Annotated in this window: 20 protein-coding genes; 8 read left to right on the top strand and 12 right to left on the bottom strand. The window is 72.4% G+C overall.

Features of this window, described 5'->3' with window-relative positions:
* The first annotated feature begins 68 nt into the window (after positions 1-68).
* Positions 69-1,055, top strand: a complete 987-nt coding sequence (locus tag AC5L3Z_RS13625; protein WP_494842005.1) for an endonuclease/exonuclease/phosphatase family protein — start codon at positions 69-71, stop codon at positions 1,053-1,055.
* A gap of 14 nt (positions 1,056-1,069) precedes the next feature.
* On the opposite strand, the gene cimA is transcribed toward AC5L3Z_RS13625, so the two are convergent.
* Complete coding sequence (gene cimA / locus AC5L3Z_RS13620; RefSeq protein ID WP_494842003.1) at positions 1,070-2,671, bottom strand: citramalate synthase; 1,602 nt, start codon at positions 2,669-2,671, stop codon at positions 1,070-1,072.
* A 359-nt stretch (positions 2,672-3,030) separates the two neighbouring features.
* On the opposite strand from cimA, the gene AC5L3Z_RS13615 reads away from it, so the two are divergent.
* The 4 genes from AC5L3Z_RS13615 (at position 3,031) to AC5L3Z_RS13600 (ending at position 5,533) form a co-directional block, all read left to right on the top strand.
* Entirely contained in the window at positions 3,031-3,591 is a 561-nt protein-coding gene (locus tag AC5L3Z_RS13615) for a peroxiredoxin (protein ID WP_494842001.1), read from the top strand.
* Between the two features lies 1 nt (position 3,592).
* Positions 3,593-4,123, top strand: a complete 531-nt coding sequence (gene ahpD, locus AC5L3Z_RS13610) for an alkylhydroperoxidase, AhpD family (protein WP_494841999.1) — start codon at positions 3,593-3,595, stop codon at positions 4,121-4,123.
* Between the two features lie 157 nt (positions 4,124-4,280).
* On the top strand, positions 4,281-4,739 hold the full coding sequence (locus AC5L3Z_RS13605; RefSeq protein WP_494841997.1) for a PRC-barrel domain-containing protein: 459 nt from the start codon (positions 4,281-4,283) through the stop codon (positions 4,737-4,739).
* A gap of 56 nt (positions 4,740-4,795) precedes the next feature.
* A complete protein-coding gene (locus AC5L3Z_RS13600) occupies positions 4,796-5,533 on the top strand; it encodes a tyrosine-protein phosphatase (RefSeq protein ID WP_494841995.1) in 738 nt (245 codons plus the stop codon).
* A 527-nt stretch (positions 5,534-6,060) separates the two neighbouring features.
* Here the strand turns inward: AC5L3Z_RS13600 and AC5L3Z_RS13595 are convergent.
* Together AC5L3Z_RS13595 and AC5L3Z_RS13590 are read right to left on the bottom strand one after the other, a co-directional pair.
* Positions 6,061-7,158, bottom strand: coding sequence for a branched-chain amino acid aminotransferase (locus AC5L3Z_RS13595; RefSeq protein ID WP_334518983.1), 1,098 nt, complete (start codon positions 7,156-7,158; stop codon positions 6,061-6,063).
* A gap of 180 nt (positions 7,159-7,338) precedes the next feature.
* Complete coding sequence (locus tag AC5L3Z_RS13590; protein WP_494841993.1) at positions 7,339-8,370, bottom strand: 3-isopropylmalate dehydrogenase; 1,032 nt, start codon at positions 8,368-8,370, stop codon at positions 7,339-7,341.
* Positions 8,371-8,592: 222 nt separating this feature from the next.
* Between AC5L3Z_RS13590 and AC5L3Z_RS13585 the strand changes: the two genes are divergently transcribed.
* Both AC5L3Z_RS13585 and AC5L3Z_RS13580 read left to right on the top strand, forming a co-directional pair.
* Positions 8,593-9,468, top strand: a complete 876-nt coding sequence (locus AC5L3Z_RS13585) for an FAD:protein FMN transferase (protein WP_494842189.1) — start codon at positions 8,593-8,595, stop codon at positions 9,466-9,468.
* Positions 9,469-9,827: 359 nt separating this feature from the next.
* Positions 9,828-10,184, top strand: coding sequence for a hypothetical protein (locus AC5L3Z_RS13580; RefSeq protein ID WP_494841991.1), 357 nt, complete (start codon positions 9,828-9,830; stop codon positions 10,182-10,184).
* Positions 10,185-10,244: 60 nt separating this feature from the next.
* Here AC5L3Z_RS13580 and serA read toward each other — a convergent pair whose 3' ends face one another.
* From serA to AC5L3Z_RS13555, 5 genes are all read right to left on the bottom strand, one after another.
* Positions 10,245-11,843, bottom strand: a complete 1,599-nt coding sequence (gene serA, locus AC5L3Z_RS13575; protein ID WP_494841989.1) for a phosphoglycerate dehydrogenase — start codon at positions 11,841-11,843, stop codon at positions 10,245-10,247.
* Positions 11,844-12,290: 447 nt separating this feature from the next.
* Positions 12,291-13,304, bottom strand: coding sequence for a ketol-acid reductoisomerase (gene ilvC / locus AC5L3Z_RS13570; RefSeq protein WP_494841987.1), 1,014 nt, complete (start codon positions 13,302-13,304; stop codon positions 12,291-12,293).
* A gap of 117 nt (positions 13,305-13,421) precedes the next feature.
* Positions 13,422-13,937 carry an acetolactate synthase small subunit gene (ilvN, locus tag AC5L3Z_RS13565; RefSeq protein WP_088963577.1) on the bottom strand — a complete coding sequence of 172 codons (516 nt, stop codon included), beginning with the start codon at positions 13,935-13,937 and terminating at the stop codon, positions 13,422-13,424.
* A 122-nt stretch (positions 13,938-14,059) separates the two neighbouring features.
* Positions 14,060-15,985, bottom strand: a complete 1,926-nt coding sequence (locus AC5L3Z_RS13560; protein ID WP_494841984.1) for an acetolactate synthase large subunit — start codon at positions 15,983-15,985, stop codon at positions 14,060-14,062.
* Between the two features lie 236 nt (positions 15,986-16,221).
* Positions 16,222-18,633, bottom strand: a complete 2,412-nt coding sequence (locus AC5L3Z_RS13555; protein WP_494841982.1) for a putative bifunctional diguanylate cyclase/phosphodiesterase — start codon at positions 18,631-18,633, stop codon at positions 16,222-16,224.
* Between the two features lie 110 nt (positions 18,634-18,743).
* Here AC5L3Z_RS13555 and ilvD point away from each other — a divergent pair, with 110 nt between their 5' ends.
* Entirely contained in the window at positions 18,744-20,591 is a 1,848-nt protein-coding gene (gene ilvD / locus AC5L3Z_RS13550) for a dihydroxy-acid dehydratase (protein WP_494841980.1), read from the top strand.
* Between the two features lie 128 nt (positions 20,592-20,719).
* Here the strand turns inward: ilvD and AC5L3Z_RS13545 are convergent, their stop codons facing one another.
* The 4 genes from AC5L3Z_RS13545 to AC5L3Z_RS13530 form a co-directional block, all read right to left on the bottom strand.
* On the bottom strand, positions 20,720-23,161 hold the full coding sequence (locus tag AC5L3Z_RS13545; RefSeq protein ID WP_494841978.1) for a glycoside hydrolase family 2 protein: 2,442 nt from the start codon (positions 23,159-23,161) through the stop codon (positions 20,720-20,722).
* On the bottom strand, positions 23,158-24,000 hold the full coding sequence (locus AC5L3Z_RS13540) for a carbohydrate ABC transporter permease (RefSeq protein WP_494842187.1): 843 nt from the start codon (positions 23,998-24,000) through the stop codon (positions 23,158-23,160). Before AC5L3Z_RS13540 ends, AC5L3Z_RS13545 begins: the two co-directional genes overlap by 4 nt.
* A 56-nt stretch (positions 24,001-24,056) precedes the next feature.
* Positions 24,057-25,070, bottom strand: a complete 1,014-nt coding sequence (locus tag AC5L3Z_RS13535) for a carbohydrate ABC transporter permease (protein WP_494841976.1) — start codon at positions 25,068-25,070, stop codon at positions 24,057-24,059.
* A 158-nt stretch (positions 25,071-25,228) separates the two neighbouring features.
* Positions 25,229-26,509 (bottom strand): ABC transporter substrate-binding protein, encoded by a 1,281-nt coding sequence (locus AC5L3Z_RS13530; protein WP_494841974.1) that lies wholly within the window; start codon positions 26,507-26,509, stop codon positions 25,229-25,231.
* Positions 26,510-26,808: the final 299 nt, after the last annotated feature.

Here is a 26,808-nt window from a genome sequence, read left to right as displayed (position 1 = left end):
AGCGCTGCGCCATTCATGAAAAGTATCCGCGCCCCACGGCGGCGAGGACCGCCGCTACCCTGACGATCATGACCGGTACAGCGCCCGCGGCGGCGCCTCGACGTCGGGCGACGACCCTGCTCTGCTGGCTCGCCGTTGCGCCGGCGGCCCTGTGGGCGGTCGCCCGCCTCGCCGGCCTGGAGCGCGGACCGCTGGTGCAGGCGATGGCCTTCACGCCGTACGTCGCGGGAGGGAGCCTGGCGCCCCTGGTGCTGGCGCTCGCCCTGCGGCGCCGGTGGCCGGCGGTGGCCGCGGCCGTGGTGGCGGTGACGCTGATCGGCACGGTCGCGCCCCGCGCGGTCGGCTCCGGGCAGCCGGCCACCGGCGGGCCGGTGCTGCGGCTGCTCACCGCCAACCTGCTCAAGGGCGAGGCCGACAGCCGGACGCTGGTCGACCTGGTACGCCGACACCGGGTGGACGTGCTCGCGGTGCAGGAGTTCACCCCGTGGTCCCGGACCGAGCTCGACCGGCTGGGACTGACCGCGCTCCTTCCCCACCGGACGCTCAACCCGGAGGTCGGCACCACCGGCTCCGGGATCTACGCCCGGTTCCCGCTCTCCGACGACGGCTTCCGGCGCAACGCCGGCTTCCAGTTCACCCAGGCGTACGCGACCCTGACGGCACCCGGCGCGCCCCCGCTGCGGGTCGAGTCGGCGCACCCGGCCGCGCCGTACGCCGTCGAGGTGGTCGACGAGTGGTTCACCGACCTGCGGGCCCAGCCCCGGGCCACCCCCGACGGCCCGCTGAGCGTGCTCGCCGGGGACTTCAACGCCACCCTCGACCACGCGCCGCTGCGCGCCCTGCTGGACAGCGGGTACGTGGACGCGGCCGACGCCGCCGGGGCGGGGCTGCACGGCACCTGGGGCCCGTACGACGGCGACCCGATCCCACCGGTCACCATCGACCACGTCCTGGTCGACCGCCGGATCGCCGTCCGCGCCGTGGCGGTGCACCCGGTGCCCGGCAGCGACCACCGGGCGGTCCTGGCCGAGCTGCGCCTGCCGGCGGCGGGCTGAGCCGGGACGGGGCGTCAGGCAGCGGCGCCCCCGGCCACGCGGGCGCGGTCCAGGCCGTAGGTGAGCGCGTCGACCAGGGCGTGCCAGGACGCCTCGACCACGTTGGGGTGCACGCCGACGGTGGTCCAGTCGCGGCCGGCGCCGTCGGCGGTCTCCAGCAGCACCCGGGTGACCGCGCCGGTGCCGTGGCTGCCCTCCAGGATGCGCACCTTGTAGTCGGCCAGCTCGAAGTCGCGCAGCTCCGGGTAGTGCCGGGACAGGCCGACCCGCAGCGCCTCGTCCAGGGCGTTGACCGGGCCGTTCCCCTCGGCGGTGGCGATCACCCGCTCGCCGCGTACCCGGATCTTCACGGTGGCCTCGGAGACCACCGCGCCGTCCTCCCGGTGCTCCACCAGCACCCGGTACGACTCCAGCGCGAACGGCCGGGGCGGCGCGGCGTCCGGCAGTTCGGAGCGGACCAGCAGCTCGAACGAGGCGTCGGCCGCCTCGAACGACCAGCCGCCCGCCTCCAGCTCCTTGACCCGGCTGGTCACCTTCGAGAGCGCCTCCGGATGACCGGCCAGGTCCAGGCCCAGCTCGCGGCTCTTGAGCTCGACGCTGGCCCGGCCGGCCATCTCGGTGACGAGGATCCGCATGTCGTTGCCCACCACCGACGGATCGACGTGGTTGTAGAGCAACGGGTCGACCTTGATCGCGCTCGCGTGCAGCCCCGCCTTGTGGGCGAAGGCGGCGGCCCCGGCGTACGCCTGGTGGGTGTCGGGGGCGATGTTGGCGATCTCGGCGATGGCGTGCGAGACCCGCACCATCTGTTCCAGGCAGCCGTCCGGCAGGACGGGCAGCCCGAGCTTGAGCTGGAGGTTGGCGACGACGGCGAAGATGTCGGCGTTGCCGGGGCGCTCGCCGTACCCGTTGGCGGTGCCCTGGACGTGCCGGACCCCGGCCTCGACGGCGGCGATGGTGTTGGCCACCGCGCAGGCGGTGTCGTTCTGCGCGTGCATGCCGAACAGCTCCGGGGCGATGCCGGTGCGCGCGGTCAGGTCGGCGATCGCGGCGGTGACCATGGACGGCAGCATCCCGCCGTTGGTGTCGCAGAGCACGAACCGCTCGGCGCCGGCGGCGAGCGCGGTCTCCACCACCGCGGCGCCGTACGCCGGGTCGTGCCGGTAGCCGTCGAAGAAGTGCTCGCCGTCGACGAAGACCCGCCGGCCCTCGGCGACCAGGTGGGCGACGGTGTCGCGGATCATCGCCAGGTTCTCCGGGCCGGTGGTGCGCAGCGCCCGCTCGACGTGCCGGATGTCCGCCTTGGCGACCAGGGCGACGGCCGGGGTCTCGGCGTCGAGCAGCCCCCGCACCTGCGGGTCGGCCCGCACGTCCAGCCCGGCCCGGCGGGTGGCGCCGAACGCGACCAGCACCGCGTGCCGCAGGTCCAGCTCGGTCCGGGCCCGGCGGAAGAACTCGGTGTCCTTCGGCACCGCCCCGGGCCAGCCGCCCTCGATGAAGCCCATCCCGAACTCGTCGAGCAGTCGGGCCACCGCGAGCTTGTCGACCACCGAGTAGCTCAGCCCCTCGCGCTGGGCGCCGTCGCGCAGCGTGGTGTCGTAGACCTGGAACGTCATGGGAGTCCCTTCAACAAAGGTGGAGCGGCAACAAAAAGACCCCCCGCGGATGCGGGAGGTCTGCGCGCTCGGCGGAGGGAAGGCCGGCGCGCTAGTTGCCGATAATCAGGACGGTGCTGGTCACGATCGCTACTCTGCCACCTCGCCCGCGGTTTTGGGAGGCGAAATCCACATGGCGGGATCGTGACGCACCGTGGCCATAGCCGATCGGCCCTCCGATCCGGAGCGGAACCCGCCGTCGGTGATCGACTTCACAAGTCACCCGGCCGCCACCTGGAGAAAACAGCGCTGCGGAAGTATCTGGAACCGATCCAGTTACCGGCCTGGCGTCGCCGCCAGGCCGCTGTCAAGGAGGACCCGTGCTCACTGTCGGTGACCGCTTCCCCGAGTACGAACTCACCGCCTGCGTGTCGCTCGAGGCCGACAAGGCGTTCGAGACGATCAACCACAAGTCCCACGAGGGCAAGTGGCGGGTGGTCTTCTTCTGGCCGAAGGACTTCACCTTCATCTGCCCGACGGAGATCGCGGAGTTCGGCCGGCTGAACGACGAGTTCGCGGACCGCGACGCCCAGGTGCTCGGCGTCTCGGTGGACAACGAGTTCGTCCACTACGCCTGGCGCAAGGACCACCCCGACCTGCGCGAGCTGCCCTTCCCGATGCTCAGCGACATCAAGCGCGAGCTGACCGCCGCCTGCGGCGTCCTCGGCTCCGACGGCGTCGCCCAGCGCGCCACCTTCATCGTCGACCCGGACAACGAGATCCAGTTCGCCATGGTGACCGCCGGCTCGGTCGGCCGGAACGTCTCGGAGGTGCTGCGGGTGCTCGACGCCCTGCAGACCGACGAGCTCTGCCCGTGCAACTGGAACAAGGGCGGCGAGACCCTGGACGCCAACGCGCTCCTCGCCGGCGCCGGGATCTGACATGGGTCTGGACGCGGTCAAGGCGGCGCTGCCCGAGTACGCCAAGGACATCAAGCTCAACCTCGGCTCCACCGTCGCCACCTCGACGCTGAAGCCGGAGCAGGCCTGGGGCACCGCCCTGGCCTGCGCGGTCGCGGCTCGCAACCCGGTCGTGCTGCGGGAGATCGCCGCCGAGGCGGCCACGCACCTGACCCCCGAGGCGGTCGAGGCCGCCAAGGGCGCCGCCACCATCATGGCGATGAACAACGTCTACTACCGGGCCAAGCACCTCATCGGCGACGACCAGTACGCGTCGATGCCGGCCCGGCTGCGGATGCAGATCATCGCCAAGCCGGGTGTCGACAAGGGCGACTTCGAGCTCTGGTGCCTCGCCGTCTCGGCGATCACCGGTTGCGGCGTCTGCCTGGAGTCGCACGAGAAGACCCTGCGTTCCACCGGGTTCACCCGGGAGCAGGTGCACGAGGGGCTGCGCATCGCCGCCGTCGTACACGCCGCCGCGGTGGCGCTCGACGCGCAGGCCGCGCTGGCCTGACCCGGTCACCCCGATGGGCCGACACCGCGTACCGCGGGTCGGCCCATCGTCGTTTCCGGTCACCGAGTGTGGAGGCTCCCCGGCCCGGGTACCTGCTCCATCGGACACGGAGCACGTTCACTCCGATACGACTACCGCAGTCGAGGCAGGAGCAGTCATGGACAGGCTCGACCCGCACAGCACGCACGGCGCGACCGACCCGATGATCGATGACGGTCGGGGCGCCATCGCCGGGGGCGCACCCGGCGGGCCGTTCGACCCGTGGAGCTACCGCGACCACGCCGGGGTGGCCGACGCCGACCTGGTCGGCTACAAGGTCGAGGCGACCGACGGCAGCATCGGCAAGATCGACAGCGCGAGCCACGAGGTCGGCGGGAGCTACCTGGTCGTCGACACCGGCCCGTGGATCTTCGGCAAGAAGGTGATGCTGCCGGCCGGCACCGTCAACCAGGTGAACCACGACGACCGCAAGGTGCACGTGGACCGCGACAAGGACCAGATCAAGGCCGCACCGGAGTACGACGAGAACAGCCACAGCGACCCGGCGTACCGGGACAGGCTGGGCGGCTACTACGACGAGAGCTACGGCAACATGCCCCCGGGCACCGCACGGTAGACGATCCGACCTGACGGCCGGTGGGGCGAGGCCCCGCCGGCCGTTACCGTGTCGACGTGGACGCCATCGAGGTCAATCGCAGAATCCCCTTCTCGGCGATGTTCAACTTCCGCGACGTCGGTGGCTACCCCGGCCACGACGGACGTACCGTGCGCTGGGGCCGGCTCTACCGCTCCGACTCACCGCACCGCCTCGACGGGGCCGACCTGGAGGCGTTCACCGCCCTCGGCATCCGTACCGTCATCGACCTGCGCCGGCCCGCGGAGGTGGAGCGGGACGGTCGGGTGCCCGAGCGGGACGGGCTGGCCTACCGCCACATCCACCCGGAGCACGTCGACTGGGCTGAGCGCCCCTACCGGCAGGGCGCGGACCTCCCGCGCTACCTCGCCGACCGGTACGCCGACCTCGCCGACACCGGCGCCGCCGGGCTGGCCGAGGCGGTCGGGCTGATCGCCGACGAGACGAACGCGCCCGCGCTGGTGCACTGCGTGGCGGGCAAGGACCGCACCGGCCTCGTCTGCGGCCTCACCCTGGCCGCGCTCGGGGTCTCCGACGCCGAGATCGCCGCCGACTACGCGCTGAGCACCGAGGCGGCGTCGCGGTTCCAGGCCTGGTTCGCCAGCACCGGCCAGCAGATGCCGGCGGGGCTGCCGCCGCTCACCACCCCGGCCGCGGCGATGACGCTCTTCCTGGCGGAGCTGCGGCAGCGGTACGGCACGGTGGCGGACTACCTGCGCCGGGCCGGCCTGACCGACGCCCAGCTCACCGCCCTCCGCGACCACCTGCTGGAGTAGTAGCCCGTCCCCACCTCGCGGCCGGCGCCGTGGGGCGACATCACCCCACGCCAAGGTCGGACGGCGCCACCGTGCGCCGAAACCAGGCGCCACCACCTCACACCGAGACCGGACGGCAACTCCGCGCACCGACAGCGGGCGGCACCACCTCGCCCTGAGACCGAACGGCACCACCTCGTCCAAGGTCGGCGGGTCCTCAGCGCGTCCTTTGGAGCTGATGACGTCAACGAATCACCGCGAGCGGACCCACCACCGGCCTGTCGATCCGACCGGCGCCCATCGTCCGACAGCGGGGCCGACCCAACCCGGCGATTCGTTCGCGTCATCAGCTCTAAAGGGCCCGCACCCAGGAGGTCGTCCCAACGGGAGCTGTGGTGGCCGAGCGGCCAACCGCGAGTTCCCCGCCGGCCCCGTCGAAGAGCGCCGAGGCCAGGAGGCCCCGCCCGAGAGCGGCGGACCCGGAAAGGGCCGGCCCGAGAGCGGTCTGCCGGCCCCGCTCAGGCGGGGCCGGCAGACGGCACCGGAGGTCAGAGCACCCGTCGCACCCAGCCGTGCGAGTCCTCGGCCTCGCCGCGCTGGATCGCCACGAGCTGCTCGCGCAGCGCCATGGTCGAGCGGCCCGGCTCGCCGCCGCCGACGAGGAACTCGCCGTCGGGGAAGCGCACCCGGCCGATCGGGGTGATCACCGCGGCGGTGCCGCAGGCGAAGACCTCGCGCAGCCGCCCGCTGGCGGCGTCGGCCTGCCAGTCGGCGAAGCTGACCGGCCGCTCCTCGACCCGGTGCCCGCCGGCGGCGGCCAGGGTGAGCACCGCGTCCCGGGTGATGCCCGGCAGGATCGTGCCGGTCAGCGGCGGGGTGACCAGCGTGTTGTCGTCGTAGACGAAGAAGACGTTCATGCCGCCCAGCTCGTCGACGAACCGGCGCTCCACCGCGTCGAGGAAGACCACCTGGTCACAGCCGGCCTCGATCGCCTCGGCCTGGGCGGCCAGCGAGGCGGCGTAGTTGCCGCCGCACTTCGCCGCGCCGGTGCCGCCGGGCGCGGCCCGGGTGTAGTCCGGGGAGACCCAGACCGTCACCGGCTTGACCCCGCCGGCGAAGTAGGCCCCGGCGGGCGAGGCGATGACGCAGTAGAGGTACTCGTTGGCCGGCCGCACACCGAGGAAGACCTCGCTGGCGAACATGAACGGCCGCAGGTAGAGGCTGGCGTCCGGGCCCTCCGGGATCCACTCCCGATCGACCTCGACCAGCCGGCGCAGCGACTCGACGAACGTCTCCGCCGGCAGCTCCGGCATGGCCAGCCGCTGCGCGGAGGCGATGAACCGGGCCGCGTTGGCCTCGGGCCGGAACATGGTGACGGAGCCGTCCGCGGCCCGGTACGCCTTGAGCCCCTCGAAGATCTCCTGCGCGTAGTGCAGGACGGCGGCGGCCGGGTCCATCGGGATCGGCGCGCGGGCCTCGACGCGGGCGTCGTACCAGCCCTTGCCCTCGGCGTACCGGATGGTCACCATGTGATCGGTGAAGACCCGGCCGAAGCCCGGGTTGGCCAGCAGGGCGGCCCGGTCAGCGGCGGATACCGGCGCGGGATTCGGACGGATCTCGAAATCGAGCTTGTCACCACCGCTCATCGCGCTGACCTCCCTGCGGCTGGACGGCGTGCGGTGCCGCACACCGGATCTGGTGCCAGAAACTTACCCCGAACGGTCGTTCAGCGGATAGCTCCGCCCCGCGGATCGAACGCACCCGATCGGGTGCGGCGCGGGACGGGCCGGCTGGACCCGGGTGGGACCGGGCGGCGTACCGCCCGGTCAGGCTACGGCGTGGCCGGCGAGCCGGTCGCCGACCTCCTCGGTGCGCAGCGGTACGCCCGGGGTCCGGCCGGCCAGCTCCGTGGCGACCGCGCCGGCCACCCGGGCGGCGGCGTCGGCGTGGCCGAGCTGGTCGAGCAGGAGCGCGGCGGAGAGCACCGCGGCGACCGGGTCGGCCAGGCCCTTGCCGGCGATGTCCGGCGCCGAGCCGTGCACCGGCTCGAACATCGACGGGTACGTCCCGTCGGGGTTGATGCTGCCGCTGGCGGCGAGCCCGATGCCGCCGGTGACCGCGGCGGCGATGTCGGTGAGGATGTCGCCGAAGAGGTTGTCGGTGACCACCACGTCGTACCGCTGGGGCTGGGTGACCAGGAACATCGCGGCGGCGTCGACGTGCTGGTACTCGGTGGTCACGTCGGGGTGTTCGGCGGCGACCGCGTCGAAGGCGCGGGCCCAGAGCGACCCGGCGTGGGTCAGCACGTTGGTCTTGTGCACCAGGGTCACCTTGCGGCGCTCCCGGCGGGAGGCCCGGGCGAAGGCGTCCCGGATCACCCGCTCGACGCCGTGCCGGGTGTTCAGGCTCTCCTCGGTGGCGACCTCGGCCGGGGTGTCCCGGTGCAGCGTGCCGCCGGCGCCCGCGTAGAGCCCCTCGGTGCCCTCGCGGACCACCACCAGGTCCACCTCGCCCGGCTTGACGCTGGCCAGCGGGCCGGACACGCCGGGCCAGAGCCGGGCGGGACGCAGGTTGACGTACTGGTCGAAGGCGAAGCGGAGCTTCAGCAGCAGGCCGCGCTCCAGCACCCCCGGCGGCACGGTCGGGTCGCCGACCGCGCCGAGCAGGATGGCGTCGTGCCCGGCCAGCTCGGCCAGCACGGAGTCGGGCAGCACCTCGCCGGTGCGGTGGTACCGCGCGGCGCCCAGGTCGTACTCCGTGGCCTCGATCCCGGGGAGCACGGCGTCGAGGACCTTGCGGGCCTGCCCGACCACCTCGGGTCCGATCCCGTCCCCGGCCACCACCGCGATCCGTGCCACCTGGCGCTCCTCACCTCGTCGTATTCGTGCACCGTACGTCGCCGTCCCGTCCCCCGGTACGCGTCTTCCAGGATGCGGGACGGACGAAGCCTCAGGAGTCTCCCAGGTGACATTCATGGTGCAGTCATCTCCGCTGTCTAGGGTCACAGACGAACGGGTCACGGGGGCCCGGGACGGATTCCGCCGCGGCGCCGCGGCACCGTCGGCGAAGGAGCAGTCGTGATGCGGATCGACCAGCGGCACGCAACGGTACGGACGGACGAACAGCCACGCACCCGGTGGGTGGACCAGGCGGCGTTCACCCTCCGCCGACCCGACCTGCGGCTGGGCACGCGCAGCCACCGGGTCGACCGTCCCAACGCCGCCCCCGCCGACCGGATCGCCGTCCAGCACACCGTCCGGACCGGCACCGCGGAGTACTCGCTCCTGCTGAACGCCCCCGAGCACCTGGGCCGCCGCACCGTCGGCGACGCGCTGCGCGACGCCGTCGCCGAGCTGCGCGCGATCGACCTCACCTACGGGCCGACCCGCCCGGACAGCCTGGTCTCCCGGCTGCGGCGCGACGAGATCAGCCCCGAGTCGTACCCGCCGCTGGCCGACCTGGTGGACCGCTGCGCGGCGATGCGCGCCGCCACCGACGGCTGGTTCGACGCCTGGGCCGTACCGGGCGGCTTCGACCCGGGCGGCCTGCTCAACGGCTGGGCGGTGGAGCGGGCCGCGGCCCGGCTGCGCGCCGCCGGCATCGTCGACTACGCGGTGCTCTCCGGCGCCGACCTGACCGTCCGCGGGCACGCCGCGCACGGCGGCCCCTGGCGGGTGGCCGTGCACCACCCGACCGACGGACGCCGGGCACCGCTGGTGCTGGAGATGACCGCCGGGGCGGTGGGCACCTCCGGCGTCAGCGGCCGGCGGGGCCACGTGGTCGACCCGCACACCGGCGAGCCGGCCGAGCAGCTGGTCGCCGCCACCGTCGTCGGGCCCGACCTCACGGTCGCCGACGCCTACGCCACCGCGCTGTACGCCGCCGGCCCGACCGGGCTGGCATGGTTCCGCAACGACTCGGGATATCAGGCTCTCTTCGCCCACCGGCGCCGCTGAGGCGCCGGGCGGCGCGCCGGCCGAGGTGTGGAGGGGGTCCACACCGTGGCGCGGTCGGCGGGCCCCGCGATCGGCCCCCACGGTCTCGGCAACGACCGTGGGGGCCGGTCAGCGACGAGTGCGCGTGGCTCGCGCAATCGAGGGGTGCGGACCGGCCGGTCGGACGCCTGACCTCGTCACCCGAAGACGGGTCGGACACCCCCGCCAGCCGGCGACCGCACCGGTACGCTAGCGAATCGACGCAACTCGACGCAAGAGTCTCCACAGCGGACCGTCTGGGCCGGACCTGCGACATCCTCTCCCCGCCGCACGGCGGGTCAGTTGCGTCCGGGTGAAGGGTTGATGGCACGCTGTGCGCCGTGAGTTTCGATCTGAGCGTGTGGGCCCTGCCTGACGGGGCCACGCCCGAGGACGTCCGGGCGGCGGTGCGGCGGTGCCGCGAGGGACGCCACAGCGACCAGTACCCGGACCCCCGGGTGGTTCGCTTCTACCGGGCCATCACGGCCACCTATCCGGACCGGCCGGCCGTCCCGGGCACCCCGTGGGAGGTCGCGCCGCTGCACGCGGCCAGCGACCACGTGGAACTCAACCTGGTGCCGACCTGCGAGGACCAGGTTCTGCTCGACATCGAGCGGCTGGCCGGCGAGCACGGGCTGATGCTCTTCGACGCCCAGGACGGCTCGGTCTACCCGCCACCGTCCTACGTGGCTCCCTGACTCCCCGTACGACGAGGGGCCCGGCCGTGACGGCCGAGCCCCCGATGCGTCGCGTGTGGACTACTCGTCGCGCAGGTCCGCGGCGCTGGCCGAGGTCGCGCCGATCGAGTCGGCCGCCGAGGTGAGCAGGTCGGCGCCGAGCGCCTGGTCGACGGTGAGGGTCATCAGCGTCTCGCCGCCGGCCTCCCGACGCGCCACCTGCATCGCCGCGATGTTGACGCCGGCCTCGCCGAGCAGCGTGCCGACGGTGCCGACCACACCCGGCCGGTCGGCGTAGCGCAGGAAGAGCAGGATGCCCTCCGCGCCGATCTCCACGTCGAAACCGTCCACCTCGGTCAGCTTGATGACGTCGCGGACGCCGGTCTGGGTGACCGTGCCGGAGACGCTGACCGTACGGCCGTCGGGCAGCGCGCCGCGGACGGTGACCAGGTTGGGGTGGTCGACCGTCTCGGCCTGGGTGTCCAGGGTGACCTCGACGCCCCGCTCGGCGGCCAGGTGCGGCGCGTTGACGTAGGTGACCTGCTCCTCCACCACGGAGCTGAAGAGCCCCTTGGTGGCGGCGAGCTTGAGCACCGAGACGTCGTTGCTGACGATCTCGCCGCGCACCTCGACGGTGACGCTGGCGGCCACCCCGCCGGCCACCGCGGTGAACGCCCGGCCGAGCTTCTCGGCCAGCGGCAGCAGCGGGCGGACGTCCTCGGCGACCACGCCGCCGGCCTGCACGTTCACCGCGTCCGGCACGAACTCGCCCTGCAACGCCAGCTTGACGCTCCTGGCCACGGCCAGGCCGGCCTTGTCCTGCGCCTCGTGGGTGGAGGCGCCCAGGTGCGGGGTGGCCACCACGTTGTCGAAGGCGAACAGCGGCGACGAGGTGCACGGCTCCTTGGCGTACACGTCGACGCCGGCGCCGGCGACCCGGCCCTCGGCGATCGCGTCGGCCAGGGCCTGCTCGTCGACCAGTCCACCCCGGGCGGCGTTGACGATCCGCACGCCGGGCTTGACGACGGCCAGCTCCTTCTCACCGATCAGGCCCACGGTCTCCGGGGTCTTCGGCAGGTGGATGGAGATGAAGTCGGCCTCCCGCAGCAGCTCCTCCAGGCCGACCAGGCGGACGCCGAGCTGGGCGGCGCGGGCCGGCTGGATGTAGGGGTCGTAGGCGATCAGCCGGGTGCCGAAGGCGGCGATGCGCTGGGCGAAGAGCACACCGATGCGGCCGAGGCCGACCACGCCGACGGTCTTGCCCTGCAGCTCCACGCCGGTGTACTTGGACCGCTTCCACTCCCCCGCCTTCAGCGCCGCGCTGGCGCTGGCGGTGTTGCGGGCGACGGCGAGCAGCAGCGCGACGGCCTGCTCGGCGGCGGAGACGATGTTGGAGGTGGGCGCGTTGACCACCATCACGCCCCGCGCGGTGGCGGCCGGCACCTCGACGTTGTCCAGACCGACGCCGGCCCGGGCCACCACCTTGAGACGCGGCGCGGCGGCGATCGCCTCGGCGTCGATCTGGGTGGCGCTGCGCACGATCACCGCGTCGGCCTCGGAGAGGGCGGAGAGCAGGGCCGGGCGGTCGGTGCCGTCGACGTGGCGTACGTCGAAGTCGTGCGCGAGCACCTCGATGGCGGCGGGAGCGAGTTCTTCGGCGATCAGTACGACAGGATTCATCGGTCCTCGTAGACGTCGTATGCGGTCGGCCGGGGCGACGGGGCGCCGCGGTGCGCCCTGCGCTGATCCTTGCCATGGCCGTCAGGTGCCGGCAACGCACCTACCTGGGATGGTAGGTGCCGCACCGGCCGGCGTGTCCCGGACTGCGGGGTGAGCGCCCTCACACAGCGTCGTCGCACGCCGGTCATCCGCCGTTCATCCGGTGCCCCCGGTGGAACCGCTCCGCTACAACGGATCCACAACCCCCCGGGGGAGGGAGTTCGCCCATGTCACCGGCCGTCCGTGTCGCGCTGCTGCGCCCACTCGCCCGCCGCGCCCCGCTCCGGTACGGGCCGAGGCTGGCCGAGGCGATGATCACCCGGTCCCAACAGGTGAAAGTCGCGGCCCGCGACCCGACGCCGGGGAGAGCGTCGGGTCGCGGGCCGTGGCCCCGTGCGGGAAGGTCCGTCAGGCGGTCTCGGTGATCGGCCGGTCCACCCAGCTCATCATCGAGCGCAGCTTCTGGCCGGTCTCCTCGATCGGGTGCGCCGCGCCCTCGGCCCGCCACTTGGCGAAGTTCGGGCGGCCGGCCTCGTCCTCGGCGACCCACTCGCGGGCGAACTCGCCGGACTGGATCTCACCGAGGATCTTGCGCATCTCCTCCTTGACCCGGGAGTCGATGACCCGGGGGCCACGGGAGAGGTCGCCGTACTCGGCGGTGTCGGAGACGCTGTAGCGCATCCGGGCGATGCCGCCCTCGTACATCAGGTCGACGATCAGCTTCAGCTCGTGCAGGCACTCGAAGTAGGCCACCTCGGGGGCGTAGCCGGCCTCGGTCAGCACCTCGAAGCCGGTCTGCACCAGCGCCGCCGCGCCACCGCAGAGCACCGCCTGCTCGCCGAAGAGGTCGGTCTCGGTCTCCTCGGTGAAGGTGGTCCGGATGGCGCCGGCCCGGGTGCCGCCGATGCCCTTGGCGTACGCCAGGGCGAGCTTGAAGGCGGTGCCGCTGGCGTCCTGCTCGACGGCGACCAGGCAGGGCACCCCCTTGCCGTCGACGTACTGCCGGCGGACCAGGTGACCGGGGCCCTTCGGGGCGACCATCGCCACGTCCACGTCGGCCGGGGGCTTGATCAGGCCGTACCGGATGTTGAAGCCGTGGCCGAAGAAGAGCGCCTTGCCGGGGGCCAGGTTGGGCGCGATCGCCTCGGTGTACAGGGCGCGCTGCGCGGTGTCCGGTGCCAGGATCATGATGACGTCGGCCTCGGCCGCCGCCTCGGCCGGCGTGAGCACCCGCAGGCCCTGCTCCTCGGCCTTCGGGCGGCTCCGCGAGCCCGCCGGCAGGCCGATCACCACGTCGACGCCCGAGTCGCGCAGCGACAGCGCGTGGGCGTGGCCCTGGCTGCCGTACCCGATCACGGCGACCTTGCGGCCCTGGATCAGGCCCAGGTCGGCGTCGTCGTCGTAGTACACCTCAACGCTCATTGACTTCCCTTTCGTACGGCGGTCCGAGCGGCCCGTCGTGGACTTGTGTGGTGGTTCGGGCGGCGCGGAGCGCCGGCGAGGTCGGATCGGGCGGCGCGCAGCGCCGGCGAGGTCGGGTCAGGCGGCGCGCAGCGCGGGGCCGGCGGTGATCGAGCGCGAGCCGCGCCCGATCGCCACCGTGCCGGACTGGACCATCTCCTTGATGCCGAAGGGCTCCAGGTCGCGCAGCAGCGCGTCGAGCTTGTCGGGGGTGCCGGTGGCCTCGATGGTGAGCGTGTCCGGGGCGACGTCGACCACCCGGGCGCGGAACAGGTTCACCGTCTCCAGCACCTGCGCGCGGGCGTTGCGGTCCGCGCGGACCTTGACCAGCAGCAGTTCCCGGGCGACGGAGACCTGCGGGTCCAGCTCCACGATCTTGAGTACGTTGACCAGCTTGTTGAGCTGCTTGGTGACCTGCTCCAGCGGGGACGACTCGGCGTTGACCACGATGGTGATCCGGGAGACGTCCGGGTTCTCGGTCTCGCCCACGGCGAGGCTGTCGATGTTGAAGCCGCGCCGGGAGAAGAGGCCGGAGACCCGGGCGAGGACGCCCGGCTTGTTCTCCACCAGGACGGACAGGGTGTGCAGGGTCATTGAAGTGCCTTCCTCGTCATGCCCTCATGGCCCTCGCTGCGCTCGGTGCATTCGGTCATGACCAAAGCCTTCCTCGTCATGCCCTCATGGCCCTCGCTGCGCTCGGTGCATTCGGTCATGACCTAGATCTCGTCCTCGTCGAAGGCCGGGCGGACGCCACGGGCGAACATGATCTCGTCGTTGCTGGTGCCGGCGGCCACCATCGGCCAGACCATGGCGTCCTTGCCGACGGTGAAGTCGATGACGACCGGGGCGTCGGTGATCGCCATCGCCGCCTCGATCGTCTTGTCCACGTCCTCGGCGGTCTCGCAGCGCAGGCCGACGCAGCCGAGCGCCTCGGCCAGCTTGACGAAGTCCGGGATGCGGTGCTTGTGGGTGCCCAGCTCGGTGTTGGAGTAGCGCTCGCCGTAGAAGAGCGTCTGCCACTGCCGGACCATGCCGAGGTTGCCGTTGTTGATCACGGCGATCTTGACCGGAATGCCCTCCAGCGCGCAGGTCGCCAGCTCCTGGTTGGTCATCTGGAAGCAGCCGTCGCCGTCCACCGCCCAGACCACCGTGTCCGGCCTGCCGACCTTGGCGCCCATGGCCGCCGGAACGGCGTAGCCCATGGTGCCGAGGCCGCCGGAGTTCAGCCAGGTGCCCGGCTTCTCGTACGAGATGAACTGGCTGGCCCACATCTGGTGCTGCCCGACGCCGGCGACGTAGATCGCGTCCGGGCCGGCGATCTCGCCCAGCCGCTTGATCACGTACTGCGGGGAGAGGGTGCCGTCGGACGGCTCCTCGTATCCCAGCGGATAGCGCTCGCGCAGGTCGTCCAGCTGGGTCCACCAGTCGCCGAGGTCGGCCCGGCGGCCGGCGTTGCGCTCGGTGGTGACCGCGGCGATCAGCTCGTCGATGACGTGCTTGGCGTCACCGACGATCGGCACGTCGGCGTGCCGGTTCTTGCCGATCTCGGCCGGGTCGATGTCGGCGTGCACCACGGTGGCGTCCGGCGCGAACGAGTCGAGCTTGCCGGTGACCCGGTCGTCGAAGCGCGCCCCGAGCGCCACGATCAGGTCGGCCTTCTGCAGGCCGTAGACCGCGGCGACGGTGCCGTGCATGCCGGGCATGCCCAGGTGCTGGCGGTGCGAGTCGGGGAACGCCCCCAGCGCCATCAGCGTGGTGACCACCGGGATGCCGGTCAGCTCGGCCAGCTTGCGCAGCCCCTCGGTGGCGCCGGCCTTGAGCACTCCGCCGCCGACGTAGAGCACCGGGCGGCGGGCGCTGGAGATCAGCCGGGCCGCCTCGCGGATCTGCTTGCCGTGCGGGTGCAGGGTGGGCCGGTAGCCGGGCAGGTCCAGGGCGGGCGGCCAGGCGAAGGTGGTCGGCGCCTGGAGGACGTCCTTGGGGATGTCGACCAGCACCGGCCCGGGCCGCCCGGTCGAGGCCAGGTGGAACGCCTCGGCGAGCACCTGCGGGATCTCCTCCGGGGTCTGCACCAGGAAGTTGTGCTTGGTGATCGGCAGGGTGATGCCCTGGATGTCCGCCTCCTGGAAGGCGTCCGTGCCGATCGAGGGCCGCGCCACCTGGCCGGTGATCGCCACCATCGCCACCGAGTCCATGTACGCGTCGGCGATCGGGGTCACCAGGTTGGTCGCGCCCGGGCCGGAGGTGGCGATGCAGACGCCGACCCGGCCGGTGGCCTGCGCGTACCCGGTCGCGGCGTGCCCGGCCCCCTGCTCGTGACGGACCAGGATGTGCCGGACGCTGGAGTCGTAGAGCGGGTCGTAGGCGGGCAGGATCGCCCCGCCCGGAATGCCGAAGACGACCTCGACGCCGAGCGCCTCGAGGGAGCGCACCAGCGAACCGGCGCCGGAGACCTGGGCCGGCGCAACCGGTCGTACGGTCGCGGCGGCTCCGTCCGGGACGGCCCGGCCACCACCGGCCGGGGTGGCCGGAACGGCGCCGGAGCGCGGCGCGGGGGTGTGGTCGGCGTCGCTGGCCGGCTCGGCGGCCGTACGCGCCCGCCGGGCGGAGTGGGCGAGGGTCTCTGGCGTGGGTCTCGTCATTGCGGTTCAGGCCTTCGGCTGGAGTGGGTGCGGCTTCGACACGTGTGACGCGGGCGGGTGCCCGCCCCGGTGGGGTCCGACGGCAATAAAAACGGCCCTCGTGCAGATGCACGGGGCCAGCGCACTCTCGATGAAGGAGAGTGCGCTCAGGTAAGTACTCGCAGCGACCGGATCGACGACATGTGGACCAGCCTGACGCATCTCACGCGATGAGTCAACTGATCCCACATGTTGGTTCACGAACGGGGGACGTCGTCTCCCCGAGAGGGGCCGACGACCGGCCCGACCTGCGATGATCCCGTCCCACCGACGCGCGGCGCGGGCACCGACGGCTTCGCCGCGGGCGGATGGGACCGCAGCCGGGGCAGGAGCGGCGACGGGCCGGGGCGCACCGGGGCGGCCGGCGGTGGTGGCGGCGGCGATGCGGGCCGGGCACCCGGCGAGGTGGCGGCCTCCAGCATCGCCTCCAGGTGCTCGGCCGGCACTCCCCAGCCGAAGAGCGCCCCCTGGCCGAACCGGCAGCCGGCGGCGACCACCGCGGCCAGCTCGGTGGGCGAGGTCACCCCCTCGGCGATGACCTCCAGGCCGAGCTGGTGGCCCAGCCGCATGACGATGTCGACCATCGGCGCGAAGGCCGGCCCGTCCCGGTCCAGCGGACGGACCGGCTCGTGCTCGGCGACCAGGCTGTGGTCGATCTTCAGGATGTCGATCGGCAGCCGGCGCAGCTGCCCGAGGGAGGAGTATCCGGCGCCGAAGTCGTCCAGCGCGATCCGCACCCCGGTGTGGCGCAGCGCGGTCAGCCGCCGGATCAGCTCGTCGAGGTCGGTGGCGACGGCGTGCTCGGTCACCTCCAGCACCAGCCGCTGCGGCGGCACGTGGTGGGCGCGCAACGCCTCGGCGACCTGCACGACGTACTCCGGGGCGTGCAGCTCGCGCGGGGAGACGTTGACCGACGCCCAGACGTCGTGGCCGTCGGCCAGCCAGCGGGACAGCTGCCAGCAGGCCTGGTGCAGCACCCAGGCGCCCAGCTTGGCGATCATCCCGCACTCCTCGGCGAGCGGGATGAACTCGTCGGGGCGGACGTTGCCCAGCTCCGGATGGTGCCAGCGCAGCAGCGCCTCCGCGCCGACCGGGCGGACCGAGGGCAGCGACGCGACCGGCTGGCACACCAGCCGCAGCTCGTTGCGCTCGATCGCCCCGCGCAGCTCGTGCTCCACCCGGGTCCGCCGCAGCAGCATCTGGTCGTGGGTGCCGTCGTAGCGCTCGATCCGGTTCTTGCCGCGCTGCTTGGCGTAGCGCAGCGCCGAGTCGGCGTGGCGCAGCAGCGCCACCTGGTCGGGCTCGCCGCACTGGCCGGCCACCCCGATGCTGACGGAGAGGAAGACCGGCCCGCCCGGGTGCTCGTACGCCCGCCCGAGCACCCCGAGCAGCCGCTCGGCGACCGGGCCGGCGTCGTCCGGACGGCCCCGCATCAGCACCGCGAACTCGTCCCCGCCGAGCCGGGCGGCCAGGTCGCCGGGGCGCAGGTTGCCGCGCAGCCGCCGGCCGACCTCGACCAGCACCATGTCGCCGACGTCGTGGCCGCGCATGTCGTTGACGTTCTTGAAGCCGTCCAGGTCGAGCCCGAGCAGCACGCAGCCGACACCCTCGTCGGCGCAGCGCTGCATCTCCCGCAGCAGGCCGCGCCGGTTGGCCAGCCCGGTCAGCGAGTCGGTGTGCGCCAGCTCCCGGAAGTGCGCCTCCCGCTCGGCCAGCCGGCCGGCGTACCCGCGCATGTCGTTGAGGGTGAGGTACTGCCGGGCGACCAGGGCGAAGCCCTCGACGCTGCCGGCGACGATGCCCAGCGCGTCGAACCGGCCCCCCTCGGCCAGGTGGTACATCGCCGAGGCGGCCATCGCGAACATCGGGACGAAGGCGTACGCGCCGTCGCGGCGGATCAGGTCCACGTCGACCTGGCCGGGCTGCTCCCCCCGGTGCACCGCCAGCGCGACGGCCAGCAGGCCCAGGGCAAGCAGCGCGGCGCTGGTCAGGGCCATCGTGGGGCCGCCCTGGCAGACGCCGCCGACGACCCCGAGCCCGCCGACGGCGGTGGTGGTGACGCCGAGGCCGAGCAGCCCGAGCCGTTCCCGGGGCGGGTCGGCGCGCAGCAGCACGATCAGGGTGAGCCCGACGGTCAGCGCGGCGTTGACCGTGGCCAGCAGGATCGCCGGGCAGGCCACCGGGGTGGCCGTGCCGAGCAGCCGGGTCGGGGCGGAGAAGAGCACCCAGCCGACGAACCAGAGGGCCGTCGCGATGATCAGCGCGTCGAGCAGCAGCCGCGCGGTCGCCGCCCGGGAGACCACCGCGCCGGGCAGGCGGAGCAGGCCGGCGGCGGCGGCCAGACCGCTCGCCGCCACCGCGATGGAGATCAGTAGGGGCCAGCCGCTGAGTCGCGCCGGATGGCGCGGGTGGTCGGCGTCGCCGAGCACCACCCCCAGCCCGACCAGCAGACCGACCAGGGCGAGCGCCGCGGCGGCGGCCAGCAGCGTGTACGACTGGCGGTGCGGGCCGGTGCGGCGCCGGGCCGACCCGGCCAGCAGCACGGTGGCGGCCGCGGCCACCAGGCCGCTCAGCACCGCGACGGCGACCATGCCCGGAGGTGAACCCACGCCCTCCAGGGTGCCGGATGGCGGCCTCCCGCGGGGCACCGGGTGTGCATCTGTTGGGACACGGCGCGACCGGCGGGGGGCGTCGCGGCGGCGGTGTCAGACTGGTATCCATGCCTGAGCTGCGGTCGAGGACATCCACCCACGGTCGGACGATGGCCGGCGCCCGGGCCCTCTGGCGGGCCACCGGGATGACCGACGACGATTTCGGCAAGCCGATCGTCGCCATCGCCAACAGCTTCACCCAGTTCGTCCCCGGTCACGTGCACCTCAAGGACATGGGCGGTCTGGTCGCCGACGCGGTCGCCGAGGCCGGCGGGGTGGGACGCGAGTTCAACACCATCGCCGTCGACGACGGCATCGCCATGGGCCACGGCGGGATGCTCTACTCGCTGCCCAGCCGGGAGCTGATCGCCGACGCGGTGGAGTACATGGTCAACGCGCACTGCGCGGACGCCCTGGTCTGCATCTCCAACTGCGACAAGATCACCCCAGGGATGCTGCTGGCCGCGCTGCGGCTGAACATCCCGACCGTCTTCGTCTCGGGCGGGCCGATGGAGGCCGGCAAGACGGTGGCGATCGAGGGCATCGTGCACTCCAAGATCGACCTGATCGACGCGATGATCGCCTCGTCCAACGAGGCGGTCACCGACGAGCAGCTCGGCGAGATCGAACGCTCCGCCTGCCCCACCTGCGGCTCCTGCTCCGGCATGTTCACCGCCAACTCGATGAACTGCCTGACCGAGGCGATCGGTCTGGCCCTGCCCGGCAACGGGTCGACGCTGGCCACCCACGCCGCGCGCCGGTCGCTCTTCGTCGAGGCCGGCCGCACCGCCGTGGAGATCGCCAAGCGCTGGTACGACGGCGACGACGCCTCGGTGCTGCCCCGCGCGGTCGCCAGCCGCGCCGCCTTCGAGAACGCGGTCGCCCTGGACGTGGCGATGGGCGGGTCCACCAACACGATCCTGCACCTGCTCGCCGCCGCCCGGGAGGCCGAGCTGGACTTCTCGGTGGCCGACATCGACGCCATCTCCCGCCGGGTGCCCTGCCTGGCCAAGGTGGCGCCGAACTCGCCGCAGTACCACATGGAGGACGTGCACCGGGCCGGCGGAATCCCGGCCATCCTCGGCGAACTGGACCGCGCCGGCCTGCTCCACCGGGACGTGCACGCGGTGCACTCCCCCACGCTGACCCAGTGGCTGGCCGACTGGGACGTCCGGGGCGGCTCGCCGAAGCCGGAGGCGGTCGAGCTGTTCCACGCGGCGCCGGGCGGGGTGCGCACCACCGAGCCGTTCTCCACCACCAACCGTTGGTCGTCGCTGGACACCGACGCGGCCGGCGGCTGCGTCCGGGACCGGGAGCACGCGTACTCGGCCGACGGCGGGCTGGCCATCCTGCACGGCAACCTCGCCCCGGACGGCTGCGTGGTGAAGACCGCCGGGGTGCCCGAGGAGTGCCTGACCTTCCGCGGTCCGGCGAAGGTGTACGAGTCGCAGGACGACGCGGTGACGGCCATCCTGGCCAAGGAGGTCGTCGCCGGCGACGTGGTGGTGATCCGCTACGAGGGCCCGAAGGGCGGCCCCGGCATGCAGGAGATGCTCTACCCCACCTCGTTCCTGAAGGGCCGGGGGCTGGGCCGGGCCTGCGCGCTGCTCACCGACGGCCGGTTCTCCGGCGGGACCTCCGGGCTCTCCATCGGGCACGTGTCCCCCGAGGCGGCCTCCGGCGGGCTGATCGCGCTGGTCCGGGAGGGCGACGAGATCGTCATCGACATCCCGGGCCGGTCCATCGACCTGAACGTGCCCGAGGACGTGCTCCAGGCGCGGCGGGTCGCCGAGGAGAAGCGGGACAAGCCGTACACCCCGGCGGACCGGCAGCGCCCGGTGTCGGCGGCGCTGCGCGCGTACGCCTCCATGGCCACCTCGGCCAGCGACGGCGCGTACCGGCGGGTGCCGGAGTAGGCCGACGCGGCGCGGGCCGCGCAGCCGGCCACGACGGCGTCGAAGGCGGATGCCGGGTGAAGCGTGATACCTCAGAGGCATCTTGATGCCTCTGAGGTATCACGCTCGTAGGTGCGGCCCCCGTCAGCTCAGATGTCGTTGACGCAGCGCAGCACCGGGCGGGTGGTGAGCGCCGCCGGGTCCAGCGGCGCGTCGGCGCGCACGGTGAAGGTGACCGACTCCCCGGGCAGGAGGGTGACCAGCGCCTCGTCGACCTCGGCGGCCGGGTCGAGCCGGTCCGGGAAGAGGGTCAGGTCGCGCAGCACCGTCCGGGCGGTGACCCGGACCCGCTGGCCGCCGTCGACCGGCTCGACCGTCGCGTCGAAGCGGGCCGCCGGCCACTGCGCGTCCCGGTCCTCGGCGAAGAACCAGAGCGCCCGCCGCGCCGTGTCACCGGCCTCGGCGACCAGCAACTCCCGGCGGGCGTCCTCCGGCCGCGCCAGGTCCGCCGCCAGCGCCATCGTCACCGCCGAGTACGGCGGGACGTCGAGCTGGGTCGAGGTCTTCGCCCTCGGCTCGCCGGCCAGGGTCAGCCGGGTCACCGTCGCCGGGGCCCGCCACGGCTCTCCGGTCTCGTTGACCGCCACCAGGGCCAGCCCGCCGTCGCGGGGCTGGACGGTGAGCAGCCGGTCGGCGTACGCCCGGCGCAGCGTGTACCAGAGGGGTTTGCGCCGGCCGTCACCGTCGATGGCCGACCACGAGGTGACCGGCCAGCAGTCGTTGAGCTGCCAGAGGATGGTGCCGGCGCAGACCTCCCGGTGGGAGCGGAAGTGCTCCACCCCCAGTTGGATGGCCCGGGCCTGGTTGAGCTGGGTCAGGAAGTGCCAGTCGTCGAAGTCGGCCGGCGCCGGCAGGTGCGCGTCCAGGCCGCGCTGGAGCTTGGCGTCGCCGTCGGCGGCCTTCTGGTGGTGGGCCATCCCGGGCGAGTCGTGGGCCAGCGGCTCGTCGCTCAGCGCCCGGCGCAGCGTCGCGTACGCCGGCGGCGCCTGATAGCCGAACTCGGCGACGAAGCGCGGCACGTACTCCCGGTACTTCGTGTAGTCGTCGGTGTTCCAGACGTCCCAGATGTGGGTGGTGCCGTGCGCCGGGTCGTTGGGGTGGACCTCCTCGCGGCCCGACCACGGGCTGCCCGGCCAGTACGGCCGGGTCGGGTCCAGCTCGCCCACGATCCGGGGCAGCAGGTCGAGGTAGTAGCCCCGCCCCCAGGTGCGACCGGCCAGCGGCTCCTGCCAGTCCCAGTCGTGCCAGCCCCAGATGTTCTCGTTGTTGCCGGTCCACAGGACCAGGGACGGGTGGCCGGCGAGCCGGGTGACCTGCTCGGCGGCCTCCGCGGCCACCTCGGAGCCGAACGGCTCCTCCTCCGGGTACGCCGCGCAGGCGAATAGGAAGTCCTGCTGGACCAGGAGGCCCAGCTCGTCGGCGAGGTCGTAGAAGTCCTCCGACTCGTACCGGCCGCCGCCCCAGACCCGGAGCAGGTTCACCTCGGCCCCGGCGGCCTGGCCGAACCGGTGCGCCAGCCGGTCCCGGGTGATCCGGCTCGGGAACGGGTCGTCGGGGATCCAGTTGACCCCGCGGACGAAGACCGGGACGTCGTTGACGTGCAGGGCGAACGGGGTGCCGTGCGCGTCGGGAGTGGTGTCGAGGCGTACCGAGCGGAAGCCGATCCGACGGGACCAGGCGTCCAGCGTCCGGCCGTCCGGCGCGCAGAGTGTGACGTCGAGCCGGTGCAGCGCCTGAGCGCCGTACCCCCGGGGCCACCACAGCTCCGGGTCGCGGACGGTGAGGGTGGCCACGGCCGTGCGCTCCCCCGCCGGGATCACGGCCTCGACGGCCGCGCCGGCGACGGTGGCCCGGACGCTCAACGGGGTGTCCGCGGCGCGCTCCACCTCGACGTGCAGCTCCACCCGTCCCTCGCCGTCGGCGACGGTCACCAGTGGACGGACGGCGGCGAGCCGGGCGGTGGACCAGGCGTGCAACCCGATCTCCTGCCAGATCCCGGCGGTGACCAGGGTGGGCCCCCAGTCCCAGCCGAAGTTGCAGGCCATCTTGCGGATGAACTGGAACGGCTCCGGGTAGGCGTTCGGCCGGTCGCCGAGGAAGTCCCGCCGGGCCTCGGCGTAGCGGTACGCCGAGTCGAACCGGACGGTCAAGCTGTTGGCGCCCGGCCGCAGCAGGGACCGCACGTCGAACCGGTACCCGCGGTGCATGTTCTCGGTGCGGCCCACCTCGGTGCCGTTGACGGTGATGGTGGCGACCGTGTCGAGCCCGGCGCAGACCAGGTCGACCCGGTCCTCGTCGCCCGGCTCGTGCGCGAAGGTGGTCTCGTAGCTCCAGTCGGTGCGACCGATCCAGGCCTGCGCCGTCTCGTTGTCGTCGACGAACGGGTCCGGGATCAGGCCGGCGGCGAGCAGGTCGGTGTGCACGCAGCCGGGCACGGTGGCCGGCACGGCCCGGCCGGCGATCTCCGCCGGCACCTGCTGTCCCGGTACGGCCCGCAGCTCCCAGCCCTCGTGCAGCCTCTGGTGGATCACGACTTCACCGCGCCTTCCATGATTCCGCGGACGATCTGACGGCCGCCGATGAACAACATGACCAGCAGGGGGATGGTGGCGATGAACGCGCCGGCCAGCACCCGCCGGTAGATCACATAGTTTCCGCTGGCCAGGTCGGAGACGGCCACCATCGACGTCGGGTAGTCGGTGCCGCTCAGCGTGATCAGCGGCCACTGGAAGTCGTTCCACGTGGCGACGAAGGTGAGCAGGCCGAGCACCGCCAGGGCCGGGCGGATCGCCGGCAGCACGATGTTCCAGTAGACGCGCATGGTGGTGGCACCGTCGACCCGGGCGGACTCGACCAGCTCGTCCGGCACGGTGTTGACGATGAACTGCCGCATGTAGAACACGCCGAACGCGGTGACCAGGCCGGGCGCGATGACCGCGAGCAGGGTGCCGTTCCAGCCGAGCTTGCCCATCACGATGTAGAGCGCCACGATGCCGAGCTGGTTGGGCACGGTCAGGGTGAGCACCACGAAGAGCATCAGCGCCCGGCTGCCCTTGAAGCGCAGCTTGGCGAAGGCGAACCCGGCCAGTGAGCAGAAGAACAGCACCGAGGCGGTCACCACGGTCGAGACGATGACGCTGTTGACCAGCGAGGCGGCGAAGTAGACGTCCTGGAGGGAGAAGACCTCCTCCACGTTCGTCATGAACCGGTCGCCGGGCACGACGGCCGGCGGCAGCTTCGCCAGCGCCTCGTCGTTGCTGGTGGCGATGACGAACATCCAGTACAGCGGGAAGGCCGAGAAAAGCATGGTGGCGGCGAGCAGCAGGTAGGTCCAGACACCGGCCGGGGTGTCCTGCGGCGCCCGTCCCATCAGGGCCGGCTTGTTGCGCCGAACCGGCGCGGCGGGCCGCGGCGGGGCGACGGCGGTCATCTGCGACCTCCCGAGAGACGGTTCGTCAGCAGCGTGTTGATGCCGGCGACGATCAGGATGATCAGGAACAGCGCCCAGGACATCGCGGCGGCGTAGCCGAGGTTCAGGTCCTTCCAGCCGACCTTGTAGATCAGCTGCGCGATGGTCTGCCACTCGCCGTTCGGCCCGCCGGTCGCGATCTGTGCGTTCGGGTCGAACAGCATGGGCTCGGTGAAGAGCTGGAGGCCGCCGATGGTGGAGAGCACCACGGTGAAGACGATGACCGGCTGGATCATCGGCACGGTGATCTTCCACAGCTGCTTCCACGGGCCGGCGCCGTCGATCGCCGCGGCCTCGTAGACGTCGCGCGGGATGGACTGCATGGCGGCCAGGTAGAGCAGGGCGTTGTAGCCGATCCACTTCCAGTTGACCATCGTGGCGATGGCGATCCAGGAGTGCAGCTTGTCGGCCCGCCAGTCGATCGGGGCGTCCGGGCTGCCGTACCCGAACAGGCCGAGCACCCAGTTGGCCATGCCGAAGTCGCGGGAGAAGAAGACGCTGAAGACCATCGACGAGGCGACGATGGGGGTGACGTACGGCAACAGGACGCCCACCCGCCACCAGGTCTGCGCGCGCAGCCGGCGGTTGAGCAGGGAGGCCACCACCAGCGCCAGCAGCAGTTGCGGCACCGACGAGAGCAGGAAGATGCCGAAGGTGTTGTAGAGCGCGTTCCAGAAGTCCTCGTCGCCGACCAGCCGGGTGAAGTTGTCGGCGCCGGCCCAGTACGGCAGCGTCGGGTCGTCGAGCCGGTAGTTGCGCAGCGAGACCACGCCGTTGAAGACCAGCGGGAAGAGCCCGAAGACGATGAAGAGCAGGAAGAACGGCGCAATCATCAGGTACGGCATGTAGCGCATGTCGAAGCGGTACAGCCGGTTGCGCCAGCTGAGGCGTCGCTCATCGGATCCGGAGCCGCCGCGCCCCGGCGCGGCTCGGCGGCCCGACGGCGCGGGCGCGGCACGGGTGGTGGACATGGGACACACTCCAGGGCCGAAGAGGTGACGGGGGTACGGACGGTGCGGGTCGGCCTCGACCGGGCAGAGGCCCGGGGTGCCGGGCTGCCGGGCGGCGGATGGCCGCCCGGGGCGGTGGCGGAGCGGTCGGTTCCGCTCCGCCACCGGTCACCGGATCGTCAGGACGTGCCGGCCTTCTCGGCCTCCTTGACCGCCTCCGCCCAGGCGGCGTCCGGCTTCAAGGTCTTGTTCTCCACCCGGCGGATGACGTTCTCCACCGCGACGCGGGTGGGGCCGTTCTTCTTGCCCAGGTACTGCGGGGTCAGGCCCTGCGCCATCTTGGGGAAGATCTGCCCGACCGGCGCGTCGTTGAAGAACGGGTTCTTGAACTCGGCGATCGCCGGGTCGGCGTAGAGGGCCGGCTGCGAGGGCAGGTTGCCGACCTTCTTGAAGATCTCGATCTGCTGCTCCGGCTGGACCAGCCACTCCAGCAACTTGTACGCCTCGTCGACGTGCTTGCCCTGCTCGGGGATGGTCAGGAAGGAGCCGCCCCAGTTGCCGCCGCCGCCAGGCACCGCGGCGATGTCCCACTTGCCCTGGGTGCCGGGGGCGGTCTCCTTGATGTGACCGAGCATCCATGCCGGGCAGGCGAGGACGGCGAAGGCCCCGCTGGTGAAGCCCTTGTCCCAGTCGGCCTGGAAGCTGACCAGGTTGGCCGAGAGCCCGGCCTGAACGGCCTTGACCGTGTAGTCGAAGGCGACCTTCGGGCCCTGCTCCATCTGGAGCTGCTCCTGGTCGTTGTAGAAACCGACCTGCTGCTGGCCCAGGATCGGGTTGAACAGGTTGGTGCCCGCGTCGATGAACTTCTTGTTGGTCTTGCCGGTGTACTGCTGGCCGACCTCGATGAACTTGTCCCAGGTGGGCCAGAGGGCGGAGACCTGGTCCCGCTCGGTGGGCAGCCCGGCGGCCTTGAACAGGTCGGTCCGGTAGCACATGGCCAGGCCGCCGACATCGGTGCCGAGGCCGATCTGGGTCTTGCCGTCAGCCGAGAGCGACTGCTTCCACTTCCAGGGCAGGTACTTGCTCTCGTACGAACCGGCACCCTTGTCGAGCAGGTTGACGAACTTGTCGGACTGGCCACGGAACTGGACCATGAAGCCCTCGTCGATGGCGGCGATGTCCGGTGCCCCGTTGCCAGCGACCAGCTTCTTCTGCAGGTCCTCGTGCTGGGCGTTGTACTCGCCCGAGTTGAGCTGGATCTTCACCTTCGGGTTGGCGGCCTCGTACCGGGTCTTCAGGTCCTGGAGACCGAAGTCGCCCCAGAAGTTGATTTTCAGCGTGACCGTGCCGTCGCCGGAGTCGGAGTCGGTGGTGCTCCTGCCGCTGCATCCGGCGACCAGGAACAGGCTCACGGCGCCGGCCGTCGCCGCGCGGGCCCAGTGGGTCCAGGACCTTTTCATGTCATCCTCCGCGCCAAACGGGAACGCTCCTCATATCGAGGAACGTTGACTGAACCGGATAAGTTAGGCCACCGTACGGTCCGACCCCAGCACTGTCAACGGTCGGCGAACGACGCAGCCTTCCGGACCCGTCAAGGCCCGACGGGAGCGTGACCATGCATGGTGTAGCGCTTCCCCGTGCAGCTGGACCCACCCCGGGGTGCGGCGGGGCCGGCGGGTCAGGTCGTACGCTTAACCGCGCAAGTAGTCGATGCCGCACGGTGGCGCAGGCCGACCGATGGCGGGCGGAGCCCGCCGAC

The organism is Micromonospora sp. LZ37, from assembly GCF_059359015.1.
The sequence above is the reverse complement of the archived record's forward strand: the minus strand, read 5'-3'. Positions and strand labels throughout refer to the sequence as shown.

Excerpts from the sequence above, each read along its gene's own strand:
- AC5L3Z_RS13540 (WP_494842187.1), bottom strand. The coding sequence starts at position 24,000 with ATGGGACGGGCGCCGCAGGACACCCCGGCCGGTGTCTGGACCTACCTG.
- AC5L3Z_RS13605 (WP_494841997.1), top strand. The coding sequence starts at position 4,281 with ATGGACAGGCTCGACCCGCACAGCACGCACGGCGCGACCGACCCGATG.
- cimA (WP_494842003.1), bottom strand. The coding sequence starts at position 2,671 with ATGACGTTCCAGGTCTACGACACCACGCTGCGCGACGGCGCCCAGCGC.
- ilvD (WP_494841980.1), top strand. The coding sequence starts at position 18,744 with ATGCCTGAGCTGCGGTCGAGGACATCCACCCACGGTCGGACGATGGCC.
- AC5L3Z_RS13625 (WP_494842005.1), top strand. The coding sequence starts at position 69 with ATGACCGGTACAGCGCCCGCGGCGGCGCCTCGACGTCGGGCGACGACC.
- AC5L3Z_RS13560 (WP_494841984.1), bottom strand. The coding sequence starts at position 15,985 with ATGACGAGACCCACGCCAGAGACCCTCGCCCACTCCGCCCGGCGGGCG.
- AC5L3Z_RS13535 (WP_494841976.1), bottom strand. The coding sequence starts at position 25,070 with ATGTCCACCACCCGTGCCGCGCCCGCGCCGTCGGGCCGCCGAGCCGCG.
- AC5L3Z_RS13585 (WP_494842189.1), top strand. The coding sequence starts at position 8,593 with ATGCGGATCGACCAGCGGCACGCAACGGTACGGACGGACGAACAGCCA.
- ahpD (WP_494841999.1), top strand. The coding sequence starts at position 3,593 with ATGGGTCTGGACGCGGTCAAGGCGGCGCTGCCCGAGTACGCCAAGGAC.
- serA (WP_494841989.1), bottom strand. The coding sequence starts at position 11,843 with ATGAATCCTGTCGTACTGATCGCCGAAGAACTCGCTCCCGCCGCCATC.
- ilvC (WP_494841987.1), bottom strand. The coding sequence starts at position 13,304 with ATGAGCGTTGAGGTGTACTACGACGACGACGCCGACCTGGGCCTGATC.
- ilvN (WP_088963577.1), bottom strand. The coding sequence starts at position 13,937 with ATGACCCTGCACACCCTGTCCGTCCTGGTGGAGAACAAGCCGGGCGTC.
- AC5L3Z_RS13595 (WP_334518983.1), bottom strand. The coding sequence starts at position 7,158 with ATGAGCGGTGGTGACAAGCTCGATTTCGAGATCCGTCCGAATCCCGCG.
- AC5L3Z_RS13530 (WP_494841974.1), bottom strand. The coding sequence starts at position 26,509 with ATGAAAAGGTCCTGGACCCACTGGGCCCGCGCGGCGACGGCCGGCGCC.